We start from the raw sequence: 19,438 nt of genomic DNA, 5'->3' as shown, positions 1-19,438 counted from the left end.
GCACTCCGGCTCTTGCGCACTTTCGTGCGCGTCTGTGCGTTACGCAATCTATCCTAAAGAACGTTAGGATATTGACCGGTTGGGCGGTTTGGATACGAACGACCCGCGATGCCCCAATGGGGACAGGACGAGTGCGCGGTCAGTATCGGCGAAGGACGTGTGATTGGCTCCGTTGAAACCCTCTTTCCGATAGATCGTGGCATGAAACAACCGATCGCTGACGACTGAGTCTCTGTTGTTCCGAAGTCCATATTATCCAACCGATCACAATTGTAAATATGGACACTAGCCCTTCGACCGGGAGCGTATTCGGTCTCCTCGTGTACTTCTTCTTCTTGCTCACAGCGGTCTTTATCGGCCCACTCGAAGCAGTCCTGGGTTTGGGACTGTATTGGCTCTACGGAGACGATGCGGAACGGAGACGGGCACCCCGCTGAGCATCGTTTCCCGTTCGCTATAGTAGCCACTGCCAAATCGATCGTCCGAGCAGAGACCTGCTCGCGACTATGTTCGACCCCGGAGCAAAGGCTCTGTTGAAATCCTATTCTTCAGATAGATTTTACCTGAAACAGCCGCTCGATGAGAGCTGCCTACTGCGCGACAGTCAACCGTTCGTTCCAGAAGAACCCCGCTCCGAGCAGAGATTGTGCGATGCTCAGGATAGAGCAGAAGGCGGCCAACCATAGATCGCTTTGCCCGACCCCAACACCTGCGGTTACGAGAGCAATGAAAATCCAGAGAATCCCCATTAGGTTCTGTCGGGTTCTTTCCTCCATAGGAGTAATTCTGAAGCTCCTTCCTCTGAAAGGTATCGCTCCTGTATTGACCGCTCAGAGTGATCGGTCTATATTATGAATGAGACAGGCGACGGTGAGTTCACGGAACTATTTCCACCAGCGTCGTGAGCGGACGAACGCACCGTACTTCCGCTTGAGCGTTGAGTTGACAGTCTCGGATTGACTCCGCTGACCGTAGAGATCAGCGTCCAAGCGCACGTTCCATGCCCGGTGGAGTGACGTGAACTCACGATGCTTAATCAGTGGCCGAACCTCGTGTTTCCGGGCAAATCGTCTGATCTTCTGGTCGTCGTAGCCCTTGTCACCGAGCAGAATGTCAATATCCTCGGGGTTGCGCTTGATCAACGACGGAGCAATCTGGCTATCGTGTTTCCGCGTCGTCGTTACGTGTAAATCGAGAATTGCGTTCACCTTCGCATCAACCAGTAACGTCACCTTGAGCTGCTGAATCGTGAGTTTAGCTACTGAAGTCGTTACAGACCGGGATCCCAACGGTGTTGAACTCGGTCATCGCCTCGAGTTCTTCCGGAACTTGATGAATGTCGATCGTGTCTTCGACCAACGCCGTCGGATCGAGTTTGCCGGTTTCGATCATATCGAGCATCTCCGAGTATCGAGACGGCTGTAGCCCGAGCGAGCCGACGAACTCGATCTCCTTTGCGACGAACTCGTCGGTCGGGAGCGGAATCTCGCCCTGTTCGTCGCTGGTGGTGAGTCCGATCTGGACGTGGCGGCCGCCTTTCCCAAGCGAGTCGACCGCGTTTCGGCAGGTCGTCTCGATCCCCAGCGCGTCGACGGAAACGTCCGCACCGCCGTTGGTTATGTCCCTGACCTCCGCTGCGGGATCGTCGACTTCGCTCGCGTTGACCGTCGCCACCGCGCCGAGGTCCTCGGCACGGGCGAGTTTTTCGTCCATCAGATCGACGCCGATGACGTTCGCTCCCAATGCATTCGCGATGTGGACTGCTGAGAGGCCGATGCCACCACAGCCGTGCACGACCACGTCTTCGCCGTTGCCGACGTCACCCTGGTGGGCCATTCCGTGGTAGGAAGTCATAAACCGACAGCCACAGCCAGCGGCAGTCTCGGCGTCGATTCCATCCGGGAGCGGGACGGCGTTGATGTCCCCGTTGGGGATGTGGACCTCCTCCGCGAACGCGCCGGGGGCCTCGTTCATGAAGCCGAGGCCGATGTGGTTCTCACAGATATTTTCCCGCCCGTTGCGACAAAGGGAACACTTCCCGCATGCGAAGTTAAACGGGATGGCGATCTCCTGGCCCTCCTCGATGTTCTCGACCTCGTCTCCCACGTCGACGACCGTCCCTGTCGGTTCGTGACCCAGGATGTGCGGCGGGTCTGGCCGGTAGCCGAACCAGTCCCAGTCACCCTGCCAGCAGTGCCAGTCGCTCCGGCAGACACCACAGCCCTCGACCTTCGCAACCACGCCGTGGGGTTCCGGCTCCGGCCGATCGACCTCTTGTACCTCGAGCGGTTCTTGAAATTCTTCGAGTACGACAGCCTGCATTGACATGCCACCACAACACACTACAAAGCGGGTCTTAAATGACGGGGGCTGTAATAGTTACTGGCAGTCAGTATCCGGTGTGTTTCATTTTCGAAAAATCTTGAGATCACCCACTGTATTCAGCAGTCCGTTTTCCACAGGGAATGAGATTCCCAACGGTCACTGCGACAGCTGTTTCACCTGTCCTGACTGGACACGATTCACGGAGATCGATCCGTCGTCCGTGCCACAGTCGCGCCGTGTATTCACCGTGACTCCGTCGATATTTCCGAACAACGGTGGCGATGTATACTTGCGACTACATCGATAGAGCGAACTGCCTGAGAGCAGTATCGACGGAAACGAACGCCTCGCAACTGTGGCAGCGGGGAATCGCCACGCACTCTCCGGGCACTTTCTGCTCCGGGCACACAGCGCCCGTTCGCATGGGTCGCGGAACTGACGGTCCCGCGCTATCGCTCTCACCGTCCGTTCGCTCGTCTCTCACCGTAATCGAACCGCGGACTCGAGGCCCTACAGCGGTTCGTCGCCCTCGATGATCCGTTCGGCCCGTGCGGCCAGTGCCGGCACGCGGTCCTCCATTTTCGGGTACATCGGATCGTCGCTGTTGCCCTCGAGATAGCGCCGGAAGAACATCTCGCCGAGGCCGGCGAGTTTGTACACCGCGAGTGCGCGGTAGAACCGCTCGTGTGCGAACTCGTAGCCGGTTCGGGCCTCCCAGCGGGCGACCAGTTCGCGGCGGGTCGGATACCCCTCCCGTTCCATGAAGCGGGTGACCAGTTCCGGAAGCTCCGGAGCGGGGTCTTTCGAGTCGCGCCAGTAGGAGAGCATCCAGCCTAGGTCCGCGCGCGGATCGCCCAGGGTAGCCATCTCCCAGTCGAAGACGCCGACGAGTTCCGGTGGCGTACCGGGCGCGAACATGACGTTATCGAGCTTGTAATCGCCGTGAACGAGCGTGTGCGGGTGTGTCTCCGGGACGTTGTCGCGGAGCCAGTCGCCGACCTCGTGGAGCGTCGGAATCTCGCGTTCGTCCTCGGTGACTTCGAACGCCCACGTGAGCTGTTTCCCCCAGCGATCGACCTGTCGCTGGGTATACCCCTCGGGGCGGCCGAACTCGCCGAGTCCGAGCGCCTCGTACTCGAGGTCGTGGATCGTCGCCAGGGTGTCGACGAGTTCCTCGCCGACGCGCGCGCGGTGGTCGGGGGCGGCGAACCGCTCCGGCTCTGTCTCCCGGAGGACATCCCCCTGGAGGTGTTCCATCACGTAGAAGTCGCTGCCGATGACGTCGTGGTCCTCGCAGGCGAGCACCGGGTCCGGGACCGGCACGTCGGTGTCGGCGATCGCGTTCGTCACGCGATACTCGCGGAGAACGTCGTGTGCGGTGTCAGCCGTTTCGCCCGGCGGCGGCCGCCGAATGACGAGGTCCCGGTCACCCCAGGTGACGAACAGCGTCTCGTTCGAGTGGCCTTCCTGGTGGCGTTCGATCTCGTAGGCATCGACGCTGCCGAGATGGGCTGACAGATACGCGACCAGCGCGTCCTCGTCGACGAGGCGCTCGTAATAGGTATCGCTCATGGCGTTCGACGGGCTGACTCGCCCGTGGGAATGATCGATACGGTGGCTGCCGTTGCATCGCAGTGCACGCTCGACATGATATACGGTAGCATAATCGCACTGCCTAACGAAAATAGTTGTGCTGTCTTTTTCGTTTTACAATGTTCATGATGGTGGCACGGGCTCCGAGCCAGCTCTACGGAGGGATCGGTCGGTCAGTCCGATCGCTCCCGTTTCCTGTCGACGATCTCGAGTACCTCCTCGGGCGTCTCGATCCGATACGAGACCGCCGGTCCCGCCTCGGCCCCGAACGCGACGCCGTGTATTCCCGCGTCAGCAGCCCCCTTGATATCGTGCTCGTAGCGGTCGCCGATCATTAGGGATCGCTCTGGGGCGACGCCGGCCGTCTCGAGCGCCGTCTCGAACATGGCCGGATCGGGTTTCGTGCGGCCGACTTCCTCGGAGGTCGTGATCGAGTCGACGTGATCGCGGACGCCGAAGCGCTCGAGCATCGCGCGACCCGCCGCATCGTCGACGTCGCTGATAACGCCGACGTGGAGGTCGCGATCGGCGAGTCGCGCGATCGTCTCCGGAGCGCCCGGAACCGGCTCGATCGACGAGTGGACGATCTCGTCGAATCGTGGTTGCCACTCCGCGCGCGGGACTGCCGTCCCGACGATCGTCTCGACGGCCAGCTGGTAGCCGTCGCGCGCGGACCGAAACTCGGTACCGTCGCGCTCGCGGAAGTAGTCCCCGACGGTCGTCCGCCACGTCTCGAGCGCCTCCTCGATCGTCGCGTCGACCGCGTGACGATCGCACAGTTCCGCGACGAACTCGGCGTGGGCGCTCTGTACCGACTCTAGCGCGAGAATGACGCCGCCGATGTCCCAGAAGACGGCGGCCCAGTCATCGGGTCCGTCAGCATCGCGCTCCTGTCCGCTCATCGGTCGGCCCTCCCGATCGTCGACTCCGGACGCATGCCGCCCGCGACGGAGCCGACCGTCTCGTGGGCGCGGATCTCGAGGGCGTCGTCGGAGACTGGGGAGCCGGGCGGATCGTCCTCGAGTCTCCCGCCGGCTGCGGTCTCCGGCTGTCGATCCGGTCCGTCGTCGGTGGTGTCCTGAGTCATGGTGTTGTCTGCGGTGGCGGTCATCACGCCGCCGAGCACCTCGCTCCGGCAGTGATTGCCACTCACGTCACGGTACGGTCTCTATGCCCATATTTATTAACAGTTGCTGTGAATGGTCGAATGGAACTAACAATGGTAACGAATCAGGCGCGCACTACAGTCATCGGTGATCACAGATGAGTACCGACCAGTTCAGCGTCGACGGCGATGTCGCTCTCGTTACGGGGTCCTCGAGCGGCATCGGGAAGTCGATCGCGGAACGGTTCGCCGCGGACGGCGTCGACGTGGTCGTCTGTTCGCGCGAGCAGGACAACGTCGATCCGGTCGCCGAGGCGATCAACGAGGGCGACAGCCCCGGCGAGGCGCTGGCCGTCGAATGCGACGTGACGGACCGTGACGCCGTCGAAGCGCTCGTCGAGGCAACCGTCGAGACGTTCGGCGAGCTCGACGTGCTGGTCAACAACGCCGGCGCTTCGTTCATGGCCGACTTCGACGACATCTCCCCGAACGGCTGGAAGACGATCATGGACATCAACGTCAACGGTACCTATCACTGCACACACGCCGCCGCGGAGCCTCTCAAAGACGGCGGCGGTTCCGTGATCAACCTCGCCAGCGTGGCCGGGCAACGGGGTTCGCCGCTGATGAGTCCCTACGGTGCGGCCAAGGCCGCCGTGATCAATCTGACGACGACGCTGTCCTACGAGTGGGCCGACGACGACGTGCGGGTCAACTGCATCGCGCCGGGCTTCGTCGCGACGCCGGGCGTCGAGAGTCAGATGGGCGTCTCCGCGGACACCATCGACCGCGAGGAAGTCGCCCGCCGCATCGGCACCGTCGAGGAAATCGCCGACGTGACGCAGTTCCTCGCCAGCCCCGCGTCCTCGTACGTGGTCGGCGAGACCATCACCGTCCAGGGGGTCCCGCAGATCGAGGAAGACCACGACGTGTAGGCCGCGTTTTCACACCGCAACTCCGTTTACGACGCAGTTGCGCCGCTTCCGCGACCGCTCACGGATCGCCGGTACCATTCTGGCCCCATCGAGGAGGGTCCCGGCTCAACTCGGGAGTCGGCCCCGTCGCTCAAGGATGACGAGGACCACGACCGACGCCCCGAGGAGGAGGGCCGCGCCGCTGAACACCGCGTCGTAGGTGTAGCCTCGCTCGAGGAAGAGGCCGACGGCGGACGAACCAAGCGCTTGGGTGAGCATCCAGGCGGAACTAAATACGGCGTATGCGCTGCCCCGCGTCGAATCCGGCAGCGTATCGAGGAGGTACGTGTCCGTGGCCGGAAACAGAGCGTGTACGACGAACCCCACGACCACGGTGATGGCGACCAGCGCGATTAGGCTGTCGACTACCGTCAATGCGAGGAGGCTCGCGGCGAACGCGCCGACGATGCCGAGCAGGTACGGGACTCTGGGGAACCTGTCGGCCAGGTCCCCGCCGAAGTAAAACGCGGGAACGCCGGCGGCGAACACGATCGTGAGCATCATTCCCGCCGCCCGATCGGAGAGTCCCTTCGACTGCATGTACAGTTCGTAGAAGTTGAACAGGCCCTGCCAGACGAACACGGGTGCGCCGACGATCGCCAGCGCGGTCACGATGAGCCGCCACTCCGAGAGCGCGCCGGCGATGAAGTTGCGATCGGCCCGTCCCGCAGTCGGCATCTCGGTATTGCTCGCGATGAGCCACGTGGCGACCGTTACCACTGCTGCGCCGACGGCGATCGCCCACAGCGAGAGTCGCCAGTCGACGAGGAGCGTGAGCGCGACGAACGGCGCGGCGATCACCGCGGCGATCTGGCTGGCGGCCCCGTGAATCCCCATGACGCGGCCGACGCGCGAGGGGAACAGTTCGCTCAACAGCGGATTCGCCGAGACGAAGTAGACGCCGGAGGCGATACCCATGAGGAAGGCCCCGCTCATGAGCCGCGGGACCGTCGTTGCGGTCGCAGCGATCGCCGAGGACGCCGCGAGGATCAGTCCGGACCCGATCACGATGTAGTGTCTCGGGACTTTGGTGAGGAGCCACCCGGTCGGCAGACGAAGGGACGAACTCCCGACCCACGCGAGCGTCACGATGAGTCCAGCGGTCGCCTCCCTGATCTCGAATTGGATGATGAACACGTCCAGAAGCGGTGCGAAGATGACTCTGGCCAGATTGAGGAAAAAGACGAGGCCACAGAGGGAGGCGAAGAGTCGTGTCCGGGTCACAGTCTCTCATTCCAACAACGGGTCTCAAACGTTCCGAAACCGGACGGCACTGAAGCGGTTTGAGACCCGTTCCGGACTGAGACGTGTCTCGTCCGAATCCCGTCGGTAAACGATCGTCCTCGGACTCCCGGTTCCCATACACCCAAAAGGCCCCGCTCCGTCTGTGTCCGACGATGACTGACAGAGATGTCCACCTGCCCGTGGCCGCACAGCCGACGATCGACTCGATCGTCGACTACGCACGGACCGCCGAGGATGGCGGCTACGATTGCGCCTGGCTCCCCGAGACGTGGGGCCGGGACGGCGTCACCGTCCTGTCTGCGATGGCCGAGCGTACCGACTCGATCGACATCGGCTCGAGCATTTTCAACACCTACTCGCGGTCGCCGGCCCTGTTGGGGCAGACGGCGGCGACGCTACAGGAACTCTCCGAGGGCCGGTTCCGACTGGGGCTCGGCCCGAGCGGCCCCGCCGTGATCGAGAACTGGCACGGCATGGAGTACGGCAACCCGCTCAGGCGCACCCGGGAAACGGTCGAGATCGTCCGGCAGGTGCTTTCCGGCGAGCCAGTCGACTACGATGGCGAGGACTTCGACCTCTCGGGCTTTCGCCTGCGTTGTGACCCGCCGGAGACGACGCCACCGATCGAGGTGACCGGAATGGGGCCGAAGGCGGTCGAACTCGCGGGCCGCTTCGCCGACGGCTGGCACGGCATCATGCTCACCCCCGACGGGACGCAAGATCGACTCGAGGACATCGAACGCGGTGCCGAACTCGGCGACCGCAATCCCGACGACGTGCAGGTTACCACGGGCGTCACCTGCTGTGCGCTGGACGATCCCGCCGAAGCCCGTCGCCTTACCCGCCAGCACATCGGCTTCTACATCGGCGGCATGGGCACGTTCTACCGCGACGCCCTCGAGCGACAGGGGTACGACGAGGCCACCGACATCCACGACGCCTGGCAGGACGGCGACCGCGAACACGCCCTCGAACTGGTCGACGAGAGCATCCTCGACGATCTCTGTGCGGCCGGCGATCCCGAAACCGTCCGCGAGAAACTCGAGGCCTACGAGGCCGTCGACGGCCTCGACGCTATCGCGGTTAGCTTCCCGCGCGGGGCCGACGAGGGGCAGGTCCGCGAGACGATGAAAGCGGTCGCACCCAACGCCTGAACCGGTTCGAAACGGGGGTTCGGCTCCCCCTCGGAGCTGCGTCGGCTGCGAACTGCTATCGCGTCCGCAGGAAGGAGTCGATTTCTGCAGCGATTACGTCCGGTGCTTCGCCGGGGCCACTGTGGCTCACACCGTCGAACTCGACGAGGCGGCTGTGTGGGATCGCATCGTGGGTCGCGCGGGCGCTCTCTCGGAGAAACCCGGGGCCGTCGGTGCCGGTCAAGACGAGTACGGGGGCGGCAACATCCAGGCTGTTCGGAAGGCGATATTGCTCGACAGCGCGGTTCATCCGGAGGACCTCTTCGGCGAGGTCCGTACACGCTGGCCAGACCGGCCACTCTGCGAGCCACGCGTCGAGGTCGTCGATCCCGTCGGGGTGGAGGACCAGCTCGATGTACCGCTTCACCGCCTCACGTCGTTTCCCCGCGTCGATGAGCGTCTGCATCCGGTCTGCGAGGTCGGCGTCCGGTCGGTAATCGTCGGGCAGGATCGCCGGTTCATACGCGACGACCGCCGTCACTGCTGCGTTCGTCGCAGCTTCGATCGCGGTGAGTGCGCCGAAGGAGTGACCGAAGAGGATCGGCTCCTCGTCGAACGCGTCGACGAGTGTGCGCACGTATTCCACTTCCCGTTGCAACACGTCATCGGGGCTTATCTCGGATCGATCGTCGAGACACGTTCCAAATCCCGGGCGTTGCGGGACGATCGCGGTGTATCCGTCTAGGTGTGGAATAACGGGCTGCCAGTATTCTCTGGGGGCCATTCCACCGTGAAGGAGGATCAGCGGTGGCCCATCGCCGTGGCGCTCGTACGTGACTTCGATTCCAGCGTCGGACTGTGTCGTCTGCATGCATCACCGCGTTCGGAGCGGACCGGGCTAAGCAGTTCTCTCAGTGATGGTGGGTTTTAAATGGGCAGGGGAAAGACGACTGCCGTTTCGATACGTCCATTGACACGGAGGAAAGCGATGCGGTATGAGTCTCGTCGCGGAGTTCGATATCTACTGCGATGCACTTCCGCTCGTCGGAGTTGCGAGGGCAGCACCCGAGGCAACGATCGTTCTCGCACTTCAATTCAATCACGGTGACCGGCCACTGTTTATCACCACTGTGACGGGCGGTTCACGGACGGCAGTCGAGGCGGCCTTGACTGACGCCGACGATGTCGGCGAATGGACGGTGATCGGAACGGCTGACTCCACGCGACGATATCAGGCGGTCCCGGCACTCAGTTTCGCGGACCAACTCGGTGACCACATCGACGACCTTGCCGGACTCGAGGCACTTGCCACCGTTGAAGCCACTATCGAACGGATCGAAGTGACTCCCGACGGGTGGCGTCAGTCCGGCTGGTTTGCTACCAGAGCGGCGTTCAACGAATTCTCGTCGTTCTGGCAACAGAACGCTGGGTTTCGATTGCACCGGCTCACTCACGACGGTGCATCCGAACCGCCCGGCGATGGCCTCTCCGATCGCCAACGTGAGGCGCTCAGAACGGCCTACGAGATGGGCTATTTCGACGTGCCTCGACGGACGTCTCTGGAAGCGATCGGGACGGAGTTGGACATCTCGGCGTCCGCGGTCTCGGAGCGACTTCGCCGCGCTCAAACGTCGCTCATCGAGGAAACGGTCGCAACGACGTGGCCGCCCCTTCCCGACTAACGGACGCCTGACAGGTTCTCTGTCTCGGACGTCGCTGTCCGGCAGAGCGTGCTGGGGTGGCGTTCCGATCACTGCGCCGTCGTCGCACACCAGTGTCCGTGCTCGAACCGGACGAGAATCGGTTCGCGTGCCAGCCTCTCGTCCGCCGCTCCTCGAACAGCGTGTGCTCCGACAGCTACAAACCGCGCATCGACCCAGTTCGTGGTATGCCCGGGAAGGTGAGTCCGGACGAGCTGCTGACACACGTCTTCGAGCGGACGGGGGCGGCCGAGAGCGACGAGACGGTTGTACAGGGCCCCGCGGACGGCGAAGATGCCGCCGCGATCGACTGGCCCGACGGCGAGGGCACGCTCGTGGTTAGCTCCGATCCGATCTCGCTGGCCGCCGAGGGGGTCGGTGAACTCGGCGTCTACGTCGCCACTAACGACGTGGCCGTCTCGGGGGCGGACCCGCGCTGGCTGACGGCCGTCGTCTTGCTTCCGAGCGCCGACACCAACGCGGCCGACGGCGATGACACCGCCGCCAGCACCGACTCCGGTCGCTCCCTGCTCGAGGGGATTTCCCACGACCTCGATGCGGCCGCCCGCGAGGTCGGCGCGTCGATCGTCGGCGGCCACTCGGAGTACGTCGACCAACTCGAGCGGCCGCTGCTCTCGCTGACGGCGATGGGGGCGACCGATCGGTTCGTTCCGACCGGCGGCGCAGCGCCCGGCGATGCCGTGATCCTCACCAAGGCGGCGGGGATCGAAGGCTCAGCCATCCTCGCGGCCGACTTCGGCGACGAACTCGACGTCGATCCCGAAGTCCGCGAGCGCGCCGAGGGGTTCCTCGACGAAATCAGCGTCGCCCCGGAGGCCCGGATCGTCCGCGAGTACGCGACTGCGATGCACGATCCAACCGAAGGCGGCGTCGCGGCCGGCCTGCTCGAGGTCGCCCGCGCCTCGAGCGTTCGGCTCGCGGTGGACCGCGACGCCGTCCCGATCCGCGATGCGACCGCAACGCTGTGCGAGGCGGCCGGCGTCGACCCGCTCCGGATCTTCGGCTCCGGTGCGTTACTCGCGACGGTCCCCGCGGACGCGGTCGACGACTGTCTTGTATCGCTTGCGGACGCCGGACTCGCGGCCGCCGAAATCGGCACGGTCCGGGACTGCGACGGGAGCGATCCCGCACTCAGTCTCGACGGCGAGTCGGTCACCGAACCGATCGCGGACGACCTCTATCCCCTCTGGGAACGGGTGGACAGCGAGGCGTGAGCGCTGGCCGCCGGCGACCACGCCACGGGAGACCAGTGTCGATCGCGCTCCGACGATCGCGGCCCCGTTCTACGTGCGTATTCGTGGCTGGGACTTATTGACATGCGGTTGGACCTAGAGACATGGCAACCATCGCGTACGAAAGCCCCGACGGAACGAGGTCGACGGAGATCGACGCCGACCAGATCACCGATTCGGGACGGGTCCAGGGCGTCCGGATTCGACTCGAGGGCGAGGGCGTCATCCACCTGCCGTACACGCGGCTGTACTGGATTCGCATGAGCGAGGCGGAAGGAAAAGTCGACTACTCGTCGGCGTAGACGACTGATTTCCGCGTCGCCGTGCTCTCGATTACGGCCTCGGTCGGAGTGACGATCCCCGGCTCGGGACCGTCGTCGACGCGGATGTCTGTCTCGCCGTGCCGGGTGACCGCTCTCATCGGTTCCGCCGTCGGCTATCGATCCCTCTCGGGGTGGTGACCGCCCCCTCGTTGCTCTCACTCAGTGTAAACGTGCGAGGTCGCGCTACGCTCTCGCCCACTCGAGCATGCGTTCGTAGACCGGCTCGGACGCCAACGCCGCCGCATCGCCGACCAACACGAGCGCGCGCTTGGGCCGGGTCAGCGCAACGTTGATCCGGCGGTAGTCCTCGAATATCGGCCCCTCGAGCGAGCCGGTCGCGGTAAAGGAGACGATGATCACGTTCTGGCTCGAGCCCTGGAAGCGGTCGACGGTGTCGACGGCGACGTCGTCGGGAACGTGCGCCGAGATCTCCGAGACCTGGGCGCGGAAGGGCGCGATGACGCCGATGTCGGTGCGGTCGAGGCCGGCGTCCTCGTAGGTCTCGATCAGGGCGGCGATCCGCGCTGCCTCCTCGCTGTCGGTGTACTGTCCCCGGTCGCCCTCGACGTCGATGAAGGAGACGGGGTCTCGCAGCGGTTCGGGGAGCGCGTCCCGGGAAACGCCTGCGAGATCGTCCAGGGTCCGCGCCGCGACCGCGGGCGTTGCGGGTCGGAGTTGGCCGTCGTAGAACTCGTTCGAGGCGAAGACCTGAATGCGCTGGTTCATCCGGTACTGGCGGTCGAGCATGACGCCTGCCCCGGGATAGCGCTCGACGAGCCGTTCGAACAGCGACTCGGTGAGGTCGTTTTCGGCGCGAACGACCGGTGGGAGCTGCTCGTGGTCGCCGACGAGGACGAATCGCTCGGCCAAGTTGATCGCCGCACAGGTTCCGGGTTCCGTGAGCTGTGCTGCCTCGTCGACCAGCGCCACGTCAAACTCCTGTTCTTTCATCACTCGCGAGCCGCAGGTCGACGTCGTCGCCGCCACCACCTGGGCGTTCCGCAGTTCGGCGGCCCGGTCCTCGGGATCGCCCGCTCGCTCGAGGCGGTACGGCTCCATGTCGTCGCGGATGCCGCTCTCGGAGCCGACGCGGACGATATCGACGGCGTTTCCGTCTCCGGTCCCTTGCGTCTGCGACGCATCGCCGTCCTCGAGTTGTTCGAGGACGGCCGCTAACGCGTTGTCGACGGCACGATTGGTAAAGGCCGACAGCAGGACACGCTCGCCGCGGTCGACCATCGCACGGATGGCGCGTGCGATGGTGTAGGTCTTCCCGGTTCCCGGCGGCCCGTGGATCAGCGCGCAGTCTTCCGCGCTGACGGCTTTCGTCACGGCCTCGTTCTGGCGCTCGTTGTTGTCGATGAACGTCTCCTCGAGGTCCTCGAAGGCGGGCTCCGTTCGGCCGAACAGGATGTCCTTCCGCCGCTCGTCGCCTTTTAGGAGCGCGTCGTGCATCGCGACGAGTAGTCGGTCGGTCGTCAGTTCGGAGGGATAGACGTCCAGCCGCGTGACTTCGACCGGCTCGTCGGCCGTGATCACGACTTCGTCGTCGAGTCGTTCGATTCGCGCCAGTTCGGACTCGCCCCGAACCGGATCGCCGTCGCTCGCGAGCACCAGATCGCCCTCGCGAAGTTTCGAGTTCGCGCCGCCGGGTCGCCGCGCTCGCAGTTCCCACCGGCCGCCCTCGAGCGGGCGCTGCTCGAGGAACTCGAGGTCGATCAGCGCGCGGTCGTCGTCGGCCCGCTCCTCGGCGCTTTGCTTCCAGAGTTTGGCGTACTCGCGGTGGATCTCCCTGCGCTCCTCCTCGATCGCCCGGTAGAAGCGGTCGAAGTACTCGCGTTCCTCGTCGGGCAGCGATCGCCCGATCCGGCCGGCCTTGGATTCCTGCTCCAGTCGGCCGGAGACGACCATACAGGTGTCCTGTTCGAAGCAGTACTCGCACTTCGCGTCGGCCTCGTAGCCCGTCGGGATATCCCCTGCCATCTCCATGGCCGCGATCTCGTTCCGGAGCCGAACGACGTATTTCAGGAGGCCCTCGCCCATCGTAAACTCCTTTGCCGGATTGAGGTCCCCGGTTTCCTCGTTGCGATCCAACACCGAGTTCTTCGTATAGAGCAGCGTTCCGATGTCGACGTCGCCGCCGTGTTCCTCGAGCAAGAGGGCATAACAGGCGGCCTGCACCTTGTCCTTGAACCGCGGTTCCTTCTTGAGGTTCTTGCCGGTCTTGAGTTCGACCGGTGCCCCGCGGCGAACGGCGTCGGCCCGGCCGCGGATGCCGAACGTCTCGCTGATGAGCAACTGCTCCGAGCGCCATTCGTCTTCCGACTCGTCCAACCGGCCCTGCTGGAGCCAGCCTTCGATCGCCGTCGCGTTCTCTCGGACATCCTCGGCGACGGCGTCGGCCGTCTCGCCCAGCAACCCCAGTTGCAGTCCTCGTTCCTCGACGCGGGCCGCGATCGATTCCTCGAGGTCGCGCCCGCGCAACAGGTCGCCGAAGACCTCGTGGACCAGCGTTCCTTTCACTACCGGGTAGTTCAGCGGCACTCCGGAGAGCTTGTTCAGGTAGTACAGCCGGGGGCACTCGACCCAGTTGCGAATCGACGTTACGCTCACGAGGAAGGAGGGTTCGACGACGACGTAGGAGTCCCCCGTCGTCGCGTACTGGGTCTCGCCGTCGTACTCCTCTTCTTTGGCGTTCGTCACGAGCACGTCCATCCCGGGCTCGAGCAGTTCGGCCGATTCGGTCCACTTGTTCCAGAGCGTCACCGTCGTGGTCTCGTGGCCGTCCGCGAGCGTGGCCGTTCCACCGTCGCCTCGAGCGCGGGATGCGTCGCCGGCCGGCGTGTCGTCGCCCCGTCGAAGGGGGACTTCGGCGAGATCGCTCTCGCCGTAGCTCGTGGTCACCGACCGCACGTCGACCTCGCCCGCGACGGTTCCGCGTACGTGCACAGCTATCGTCACGAGCGAGCGATCAAAAACGCTATCGGTCGGCACAGCCCGCACGATCGCCGCCGGTCCGGCCTCCGGCCCGGGCGGACGAGCGACACACCGAGTCGGTAAACCGGATTTACCGACGGTTTCGGTTTCCCTCGAGTCACCACAACGATTGGAACGGACACGGTGCTTTTGAGACCCCGAGTCGTACGCTCGATGCCATGAGTGACCCGAACGGCGACGATCGTCGGATGAGCGACGAGTCCGAGGCCGATCTCGGGGCCGGGGCGAGTGACGGGCCGACGAACCGGCCCGAAGAGGCGACCACAGACATCGATTCCGGGACCGGTGCCGGCGACGGGGAGCGTGCCGGCGACCGCGATCCGCGCGATGAGCCGATGCAGGTCGCAACCGCGGAAGGGCGGCGCAAAGCGTCGGTCATCAGCCTGCTTGTCGCCGTCCTCGGCGCGTGGGTCGCACTCTCCGTGTTCGTCTTCCGGACGGCTCCGGCACCGCTGTGGAACGACGTACTGGTCGGCCTCGCCGTCTTCGCTGCCGCCGGCTACAACTACTACCGGGTGACCAACGACGTCCCGATAAGCACCGGTATCGCGTCGTTGATCGCCATCCTCGGGGTCTGGCTGATCGTTTCGGCCGCGCTCCTCGGGATGGGCGGCGGGCTGTTCTGGAGCACCCTCGCGACCGGGCTCCTGATCGCCGGACTGGCCGGCTACACCGCCTACGAGGCCCGCGAAGCCAGAGCCGTCGCGACCGAGACCGGACCGGGTGCTTAGATCCTCTCCGGACCGTACTCGGTCTCGAGTCGGTGGACGCGGTGCTCGGCGGCGTGGTGTCCCATCGCAACGACGGCGAAGCCGATCATGACGACGGCGAACGCGATGGAGACGGCCGGCGAAACGCCGTTGACGTAACTATTGCATAACTGGCCGAGCGCCAGCGTGACCGGGGCGAGCGATAGCAGCGCGCTCTTGACCGGCGTCGCGCGAAACAGTTCGACGAGCGAGAGTGAGTGGCGGACGGACATAGGGAAAGCGTCGGTTACGGTTCCTGACGGGGGAGCGGTCGTATTCCTTTTGGTTCGGATCGGTCGTTTTCCCGACCAACAGAATCGCTGTGGCGTCTTTCATCGCAATCGATACGTTCTTTCTGCCGGCGGCCGAACCGTCGGGCATGCGGATTCGCGAGTGGCAGGACGTACTCGAAGACGTCACTGAACGGAGCGTCGATCCGGAGAACTGGCGCGCAGTCGCCGGTGACCGCGCTGGCGGCGTCGGCGAAGACATGTACCTCGCGCATCCCCGAGCCGGCGTCTTCTTCCTGAAAACGTACGCGAAGAACCCCTTCGAGGTACGGGGCGTCGGCACGCGAGTCGCCCGCAGTCTCGACGACGAGATCGGCGCGTTCATGCCCGACCGCGATTCCGGCGGGCGCTTTGCGGTCCAGTCACCGCCCGACGACGAGGCGCAAGCCGAGACGGTCGGGAAGCGCCTCGAGACCGTCCTCGAGACCCACGCGGACGCGCCGACGCGGCCGCAGGACCTGTTCGACGACGTGATGGCGGCCATGGAGAGCCCCGCGTTCGGGCCCATGGCGTACGATCAGTACGACCGACCCGACGAACTCGAGGACCTCGCCGAGCGGTTCGAGGAGGCCGACGACCTGCTGAACGCGGAACTCGAGGACTTGATCGAGACCGACGAGGTCGATCGCGGCTTCATGTGAGCGGGTCCGACTCGGCGGGTCGCCGCCAGCGCCTGTCCCGCACTCGTCGCCTGCGCCTGCGTCCGATGACTCTTTGGGAGCGGGCTCCGAGGGTTGTACCATGTCACCGCGTGCGAGCGCCGAGGCCGTCGTCCGCGACTACTACGACGCACTCCGCGACGGCGACCCGCTTACGCCCTACTTTTCGGACGCCGATTCGACCGTCAAGTTCGGCATCAGTGAATCCCTGTTCGGCGGTGACGCCGTCGCCGCAGCCCTCGAGAAACAGACCGAGACGACCGAGGCGTGGGTCGTCGAAAGTCGGGGGCTCACCGTCACCGATCGCGACGGGTTCGCGACGGTCGCCGACGAGGTAACGATGGCCTGGACGGCGACGGCGACCGGCGACCGCCACCGGTTCGACAGTCGGTGGAGCGGAACGCTGGTGGAACGGGACGAGTCCGACGACCCGGCTGCAAGCGCCTGGCAGTTCGTCACACTGCACGTCAGCGCGCCCCACGAGCTATGAGCCGGGATCGCGGTCCCGGACGCGACGCCGCGCGCTCGAGCGGTTCGACTGCGGGGGCCAGTCAACTCAAGGCCGTCTTCGTTCTGCTGGTCGGGCTCTCCGGCGGCCTGGTCGCTCTTCAGGGCGACGCCACCCTGCCGGTGGTTGGCGCGGCGATACTCGGCGGTCTCGCCGCTGGTGGGGCGTTGCTCTGGTACCTGGTCTGGATTACGACCTGAGTGATCGCGGTGGGACGACCAGTAGTTCAGCACACGAACGGCCACCCTCGCGGGCAAAACGGACGCCGGGTCCGGACCGAATCGCGTTCGGTCAGCGACCGACGCGCCGAATCCACGTCCCCGGCGCATCGAGTTCGTCGTGGCTGGGCAGGTTCTCGGGCCCCTCCCAGACCAGGCTCGCCGTCTCGAGGTCGCGGACAGCGACGACGTGCTCGAAGAAGTTCTTCCCGCGTTCGTACTGACGCTCCTTGAGTCCGAGACCGAGCAGGCGACGGAACAGCTTCTGGAGCGGTCCTCGGCCCTGCCGGCGCTCGTCGAGTTTCCGTCGGAGGTCCTCGTACTCGTCGTCGAAGGCGTGATCCATCAGGAGTTCGGCGTACCCCTCCACGACGGTCATCGCGGCGTCGAGGTCGCGGAAGGCGTCCCGATCGAACGACCCCTTCGAGAGCGTCGCGATGCCGTCTTCCATCCGGCTCTCGAGGTGGCCGGAGAGCCACGGCGCGGCCCCGAACTCGGCGGCGTGAGTGACTTCGTGGAAGGCGATCCAGCGGCGGAACCGATCCGGGTCTACGTCGAGCGTGGCGGCCGCGTTGAGGATGTTCGGGCGGACGAAGTACAACGCGTGGTCGTCGGTGGGGGCATCGGCCAGGAGGAGCGGATCGTACTGGCCGAGGACGTTCCGCCCGAGGAAGGAGAGCAGGACGGTCATCGTTCCCGTATTGATCGTCCGGGCGACGCCGGGGAACGCCCCGGTGTGTGCCTCGAGCGTTCCCATGACGCGCTCGAACGTGGCGACGTTGGCGTCGATCCAGTGGTGGCGGTTCTGGATCTCGACGGTCTCGGGGACGTCGAAGTCGACGCCCGAGACCGTTCGCACGGCCGTCCGGGCGTCTCGAACATCGCGGGCGTAGGCCTCGCGCTCCCCGGACTCGAGGTCGAGCGAGCCGGGGTCCGTCGCAGCCTTGGCGGCATCGGCGGCCGACCGCCAGTCGATCGCATCGTCACCGGACGCCCCGGCGACTGCCCGGGCGCTACGATAGAGATTCACGAGTATCGGTATGGGAAGGACGCGCAAAAGCGTTCGGCTCGCTCCGCGACCGAACCGCGATCGAACGGGTCGCCGGCGGGCGGTTAGTTGACGATGACGTCTGGCTCGTCCTCGGGCTCGAGGTCTCGCTCCTCGTCATCGCCGCGGAACTTCTTGGCGGCGGCAGCGATGCCGACGAGGACGACGAGCGCGACCACCGCGCCGACGGCGCTCTTGCCGGTGCCGCTCGATTCGTCGGCTGCTTCTTCGTCCGACTCGGTTTCCAGGTCGCGATCCGTCTCGGCCGTCGATTCGGGACTACCGATCGGCAGCGCCTTGCCGATCGAACCCAGCCCGAACTGCGTCTCGCCGTCGATGTGCAACTCTACGAGGGTGAACTTCTTGTCGCCCATGGGCGGACGCTCAACGAGTGTCCACTTAGCCGTTTGGTTATAGTAGCAATTGAAACGATTCACACACTGATCGCAACGCTGTCGTGCGATCAAGTGTGCAATGGCTTTCAGTTGCTACTATTGGTTGCCGCGATAGGACCATCCGAAACGAATCACACTCATCGCACAGCTGTCGTGTGCTCAGGTGCGCAGTGAGTTTTCAGTGGGTACTCTCGTGAGCGATGTATGAACTGCTTACGGGACCGTCGTCCCCGTCTCTTCGCCGTTCCGGGCCGCGAAATCGCGGGACGACGATCCCGTTCCGTGCCGCTCTCGGTCACGGTGTACGGTATCGGCTCTCTTCCACCGAAATCGGACTCCGGACCGGTACGATTAAGTGTCCGTCACCTGCGGTGTTGCGTATGAGTGGACGACCGCTGGACGTCCTCGAGGCGTCACTCGGCGACCGCGTGACAGTTCGACTCAAGAGTGGCGACGAGTACGTCGGCGACCTCGCCGGCTACGACCAACACATGAATCTGGTGCTCGAGGACGTGATGATCCCCGTCGAGGGCAACGTCGAGGAGGAGCCACCGGCCGAAGACACAACCATTATACGCGGCGATAACGTCGTTTCGATCACTCCATGACTGGTGCAGGAACCCCGAGCCAAGGAAAGAAGAACAAGACGACCCACACGAAGTGTCGTCGCTGCGGTGAGAAATCGTACCACACGAAGAAGAAAGAGTGCTCGTCGTGTGGCTTCGGCAAGTCCGCCAAACGACGCGGCTACGAGTGGCAGTCGAAGTCCGGCGACAACTGATCTCTCCGTTCTCCCGTTCGATTCTGTCGGTTTCTCGGCTCACGGCGTAGCGGCCGCTGCGCTCGATGCCGAGGTCGGCACTCGCTACGCATCCGTCGGCGTCGCGCTGCCGATGGACAACCCTTAGTTCGCCGCCCCGAAG

General features: G+C 64.7%; 22 protein-coding genes and 1 pseudogene. 11 read left to right on the top strand and 12 right to left on the bottom strand.

The genetic code is table 11. The annotated features are described in order from the left end of the window. Positions 1-884: 884 nt before the first annotated feature. The 5 genes and pseudogenes from C486_RS06265 to C486_RS06245 all read right to left on the bottom strand — a co-directional run. Positions 885-1,268 (bottom strand): annotated as a pseudogene (locus C486_RS06265) (transposase); the annotation flags it as partial. Continuing rightward, positions 1,255-2,322, bottom strand: coding sequence for a zinc-dependent alcohol dehydrogenase family protein (locus C486_RS06260; RefSeq protein ID WP_008454303.1), 1,068 nt, complete (start codon positions 2,320-2,322; stop codon positions 1,255-1,257). The pseudogene C486_RS06265 and the gene C486_RS06260, both read right to left, overlap by 14 nt. A gap of 513 nt (positions 2,323-2,835) precedes the next feature. Further along, on the bottom strand, positions 2,836-3,897 hold the full coding sequence (locus tag C486_RS06255) for a phosphotransferase family protein (protein WP_008454302.1): 1,062 nt from the start codon (positions 3,895-3,897) through the stop codon (positions 2,836-2,838). A 194-nt stretch (positions 3,898-4,091) separates the two neighbouring features. Next, entirely contained in the window at positions 4,092-4,820 is a 729-nt protein-coding gene (locus C486_RS06250) for an HAD family hydrolase (protein WP_008454301.1), read from the bottom strand. Continuing rightward, on the bottom strand, positions 4,817-5,071 hold the full coding sequence (locus tag C486_RS06245) for a hypothetical protein (protein ID WP_152419130.1): 255 nt from the start codon (positions 5,069-5,071) through the stop codon (positions 4,817-4,819). The genes C486_RS06250 and C486_RS06245 overlap by 4 nt, the downstream gene beginning before the upstream one ends. Before the next feature lie 110 nt (positions 5,072-5,181). On the opposite strand from C486_RS06245, the gene C486_RS06240 reads away from it, so the two are divergent. Continuing rightward, positions 5,182-5,958: an SDR family NAD(P)-dependent oxidoreductase gene (locus C486_RS06240; protein ID WP_008454299.1), complete on the top strand. Its 777-nt coding sequence runs from the start codon at positions 5,182-5,184 to the stop codon at positions 5,956-5,958. A 105-nt stretch (positions 5,959-6,063) separates the two neighbouring features. On the opposite strand, the gene C486_RS06235 is transcribed toward C486_RS06240, so the two are convergent. Further along, complete coding sequence (locus tag C486_RS06235; protein ID WP_008454298.1) at positions 6,064-7,221, bottom strand: MFS transporter; 1,158 nt, start codon at positions 7,219-7,221, stop codon at positions 6,064-6,066. Between the two features lie 173 nt (positions 7,222-7,394). Here C486_RS06235 and C486_RS06230 point away from each other — a divergent pair, with 173 nt between their 5' ends. Then, positions 7,395-8,396, top strand: coding sequence for a TIGR04024 family LLM class F420-dependent oxidoreductase (locus tag C486_RS06230; protein WP_008454297.1), 1,002 nt, complete (start codon positions 7,395-7,397; stop codon positions 8,394-8,396). A gap of 55 nt (positions 8,397-8,451) precedes the next feature. Here C486_RS06230 and C486_RS06225 read toward each other — a convergent pair whose 3' ends face one another. Continuing rightward, complete coding sequence (locus tag C486_RS06225) at positions 8,452-9,246, bottom strand: alpha/beta fold hydrolase (RefSeq protein ID WP_008454296.1); 795 nt, start codon at positions 9,244-9,246, stop codon at positions 8,452-8,454. Between the two features lie 124 nt (positions 9,247-9,370). On the opposite strand from C486_RS06225, the gene C486_RS06220 reads away from it, so the two are divergent. The 3 genes from C486_RS06220 to C486_RS06210 all read left to right on the top strand — a co-directional run bounded on the left by C486_RS06220 (position 9,371) and on the right by C486_RS06210 (position 11,630). Continuing rightward, entirely contained in the window at positions 9,371-10,057 is a 687-nt protein-coding gene (locus tag C486_RS06220; protein WP_008454292.1) for a helix-turn-helix domain-containing protein, read from the top strand. A 206-nt stretch (positions 10,058-10,263) separates the two neighbouring features. Continuing rightward, complete coding sequence (locus C486_RS06215; protein WP_049910211.1) at positions 10,264-11,310, top strand: AIR synthase family protein; 1,047 nt, start codon at positions 10,264-10,266, stop codon at positions 11,308-11,310. A 122-nt stretch (positions 11,311-11,432) separates the two neighbouring features. After that, positions 11,433-11,630, top strand: coding sequence for a hypothetical protein (locus C486_RS06210; RefSeq protein WP_008454287.1), 198 nt, complete (start codon positions 11,433-11,435; stop codon positions 11,628-11,630). Here C486_RS06210 and C486_RS22580 read toward each other — a convergent pair. Further along, on the bottom strand, positions 11,615-11,749 hold the full coding sequence (locus C486_RS22580) for a hypothetical protein (RefSeq protein WP_008454285.1): 135 nt from the start codon (positions 11,747-11,749) through the stop codon (positions 11,615-11,617). The genes C486_RS06210 and C486_RS22580 overlap by 16 nt on opposite strands. An 85-nt stretch (positions 11,750-11,834) precedes the next feature. Further along, on the bottom strand, positions 11,835-14,600 hold the full coding sequence (locus C486_RS06205) for an AAA domain-containing protein (protein WP_008454283.1): 2,766 nt from the start codon (positions 14,598-14,600) through the stop codon (positions 11,835-11,837). 206 nt (positions 14,601-14,806) lie between these two features. Between C486_RS06205 and C486_RS06200 the strand changes: the two genes are divergently transcribed. Beyond that, the gene (locus C486_RS06200) at positions 14,807-15,379 is read left to right on the top strand and encodes an SPW repeat domain-containing protein (RefSeq protein ID WP_008454280.1); all 573 of its coding nucleotides are present in this window, start codon (positions 14,807-14,809) and stop codon (positions 15,377-15,379) included. Here C486_RS06200 and C486_RS06195 read toward each other — a convergent pair. After that, complete coding sequence (locus C486_RS06195) at positions 15,376-15,630, bottom strand: hypothetical protein (RefSeq protein WP_008454278.1); 255 nt, start codon at positions 15,628-15,630, stop codon at positions 15,376-15,378. The genes C486_RS06200 and C486_RS06195 overlap by 4 nt on opposite strands. 146 nt (positions 15,631-15,776) lie before the next feature. Between C486_RS06195 and C486_RS06190 the strand changes: the two genes are divergently transcribed. From C486_RS06190 to C486_RS06180, 3 genes are all read left to right on the top strand, one after another. Continuing rightward, positions 15,777-16,328: a hypothetical protein gene (locus C486_RS06190; protein ID WP_008454277.1), complete on the top strand. Its 552-nt coding sequence runs from the start codon at positions 15,777-15,779 to the stop codon at positions 16,326-16,328. A 100-nt stretch (positions 16,329-16,428) separates the two neighbouring features. Next, a complete protein-coding gene (locus C486_RS06185; protein ID WP_008454275.1) occupies positions 16,429-16,836 on the top strand; it encodes a nuclear transport factor 2 family protein in 408 nt (135 codons plus the stop codon). After that, on the top strand, positions 16,833-17,054 hold the full coding sequence (locus C486_RS06180) for a hypothetical protein (protein ID WP_008454272.1): 222 nt from the start codon (positions 16,833-16,835) through the stop codon (positions 17,052-17,054). Before C486_RS06185 ends, C486_RS06180 begins: the two co-directional genes overlap by 4 nt. Before the next feature lie 91 nt (positions 17,055-17,145). Here C486_RS06180 and C486_RS06175 read toward each other — a convergent pair whose 3' ends face one another. Together C486_RS06175 and C486_RS06170 are read right to left on the bottom strand one after the other, a co-directional pair. Further along, on the bottom strand, positions 17,146-18,102 hold the full coding sequence (locus C486_RS06175) for a zinc-dependent metalloprotease (RefSeq protein WP_008454270.1): 957 nt from the start codon (positions 18,100-18,102) through the stop codon (positions 17,146-17,148). A gap of 83 nt (positions 18,103-18,185) precedes the next feature. Beyond that, positions 18,186-18,494 carry a hypothetical protein gene (locus C486_RS06170; RefSeq protein WP_008454268.1) on the bottom strand — a complete coding sequence of 103 codons (309 nt, stop codon included), beginning with the start codon at positions 18,492-18,494 and terminating at the stop codon, positions 18,186-18,188. Positions 18,495-18,895: 401 nt separating this feature from the next. Here C486_RS06170 and C486_RS06165 point away from each other — a divergent pair, with 401 nt between their 5' ends. Next, complete coding sequence (locus C486_RS06165) at positions 18,896-19,123, top strand: LSM domain-containing protein (protein WP_008454266.1); 228 nt, start codon at positions 18,896-18,898, stop codon at positions 19,121-19,123. Further along, a complete protein-coding gene (locus tag C486_RS06160) occupies positions 19,120-19,296 on the top strand; it encodes a 50S ribosomal protein L37e (protein WP_006179941.1) in 177 nt (58 codons plus the stop codon). The genes C486_RS06165 and C486_RS06160 overlap by 4 nt, the downstream gene beginning before the upstream one ends. The last annotated feature ends 142 nt before the right edge of the window (positions 19,297-19,438 follow it).

This window comes from Natrinema gari JCM 14663 (genome assembly GCF_000337175.1).
GTDB classification, from domain to species: domain Archaea; phylum Halobacteriota; class Halobacteria; order Halobacteriales; family Natrialbaceae; genus Natrinema; species Natrinema gari.
This window is presented reverse-complemented; position numbering and strand designations above follow the sequence as displayed.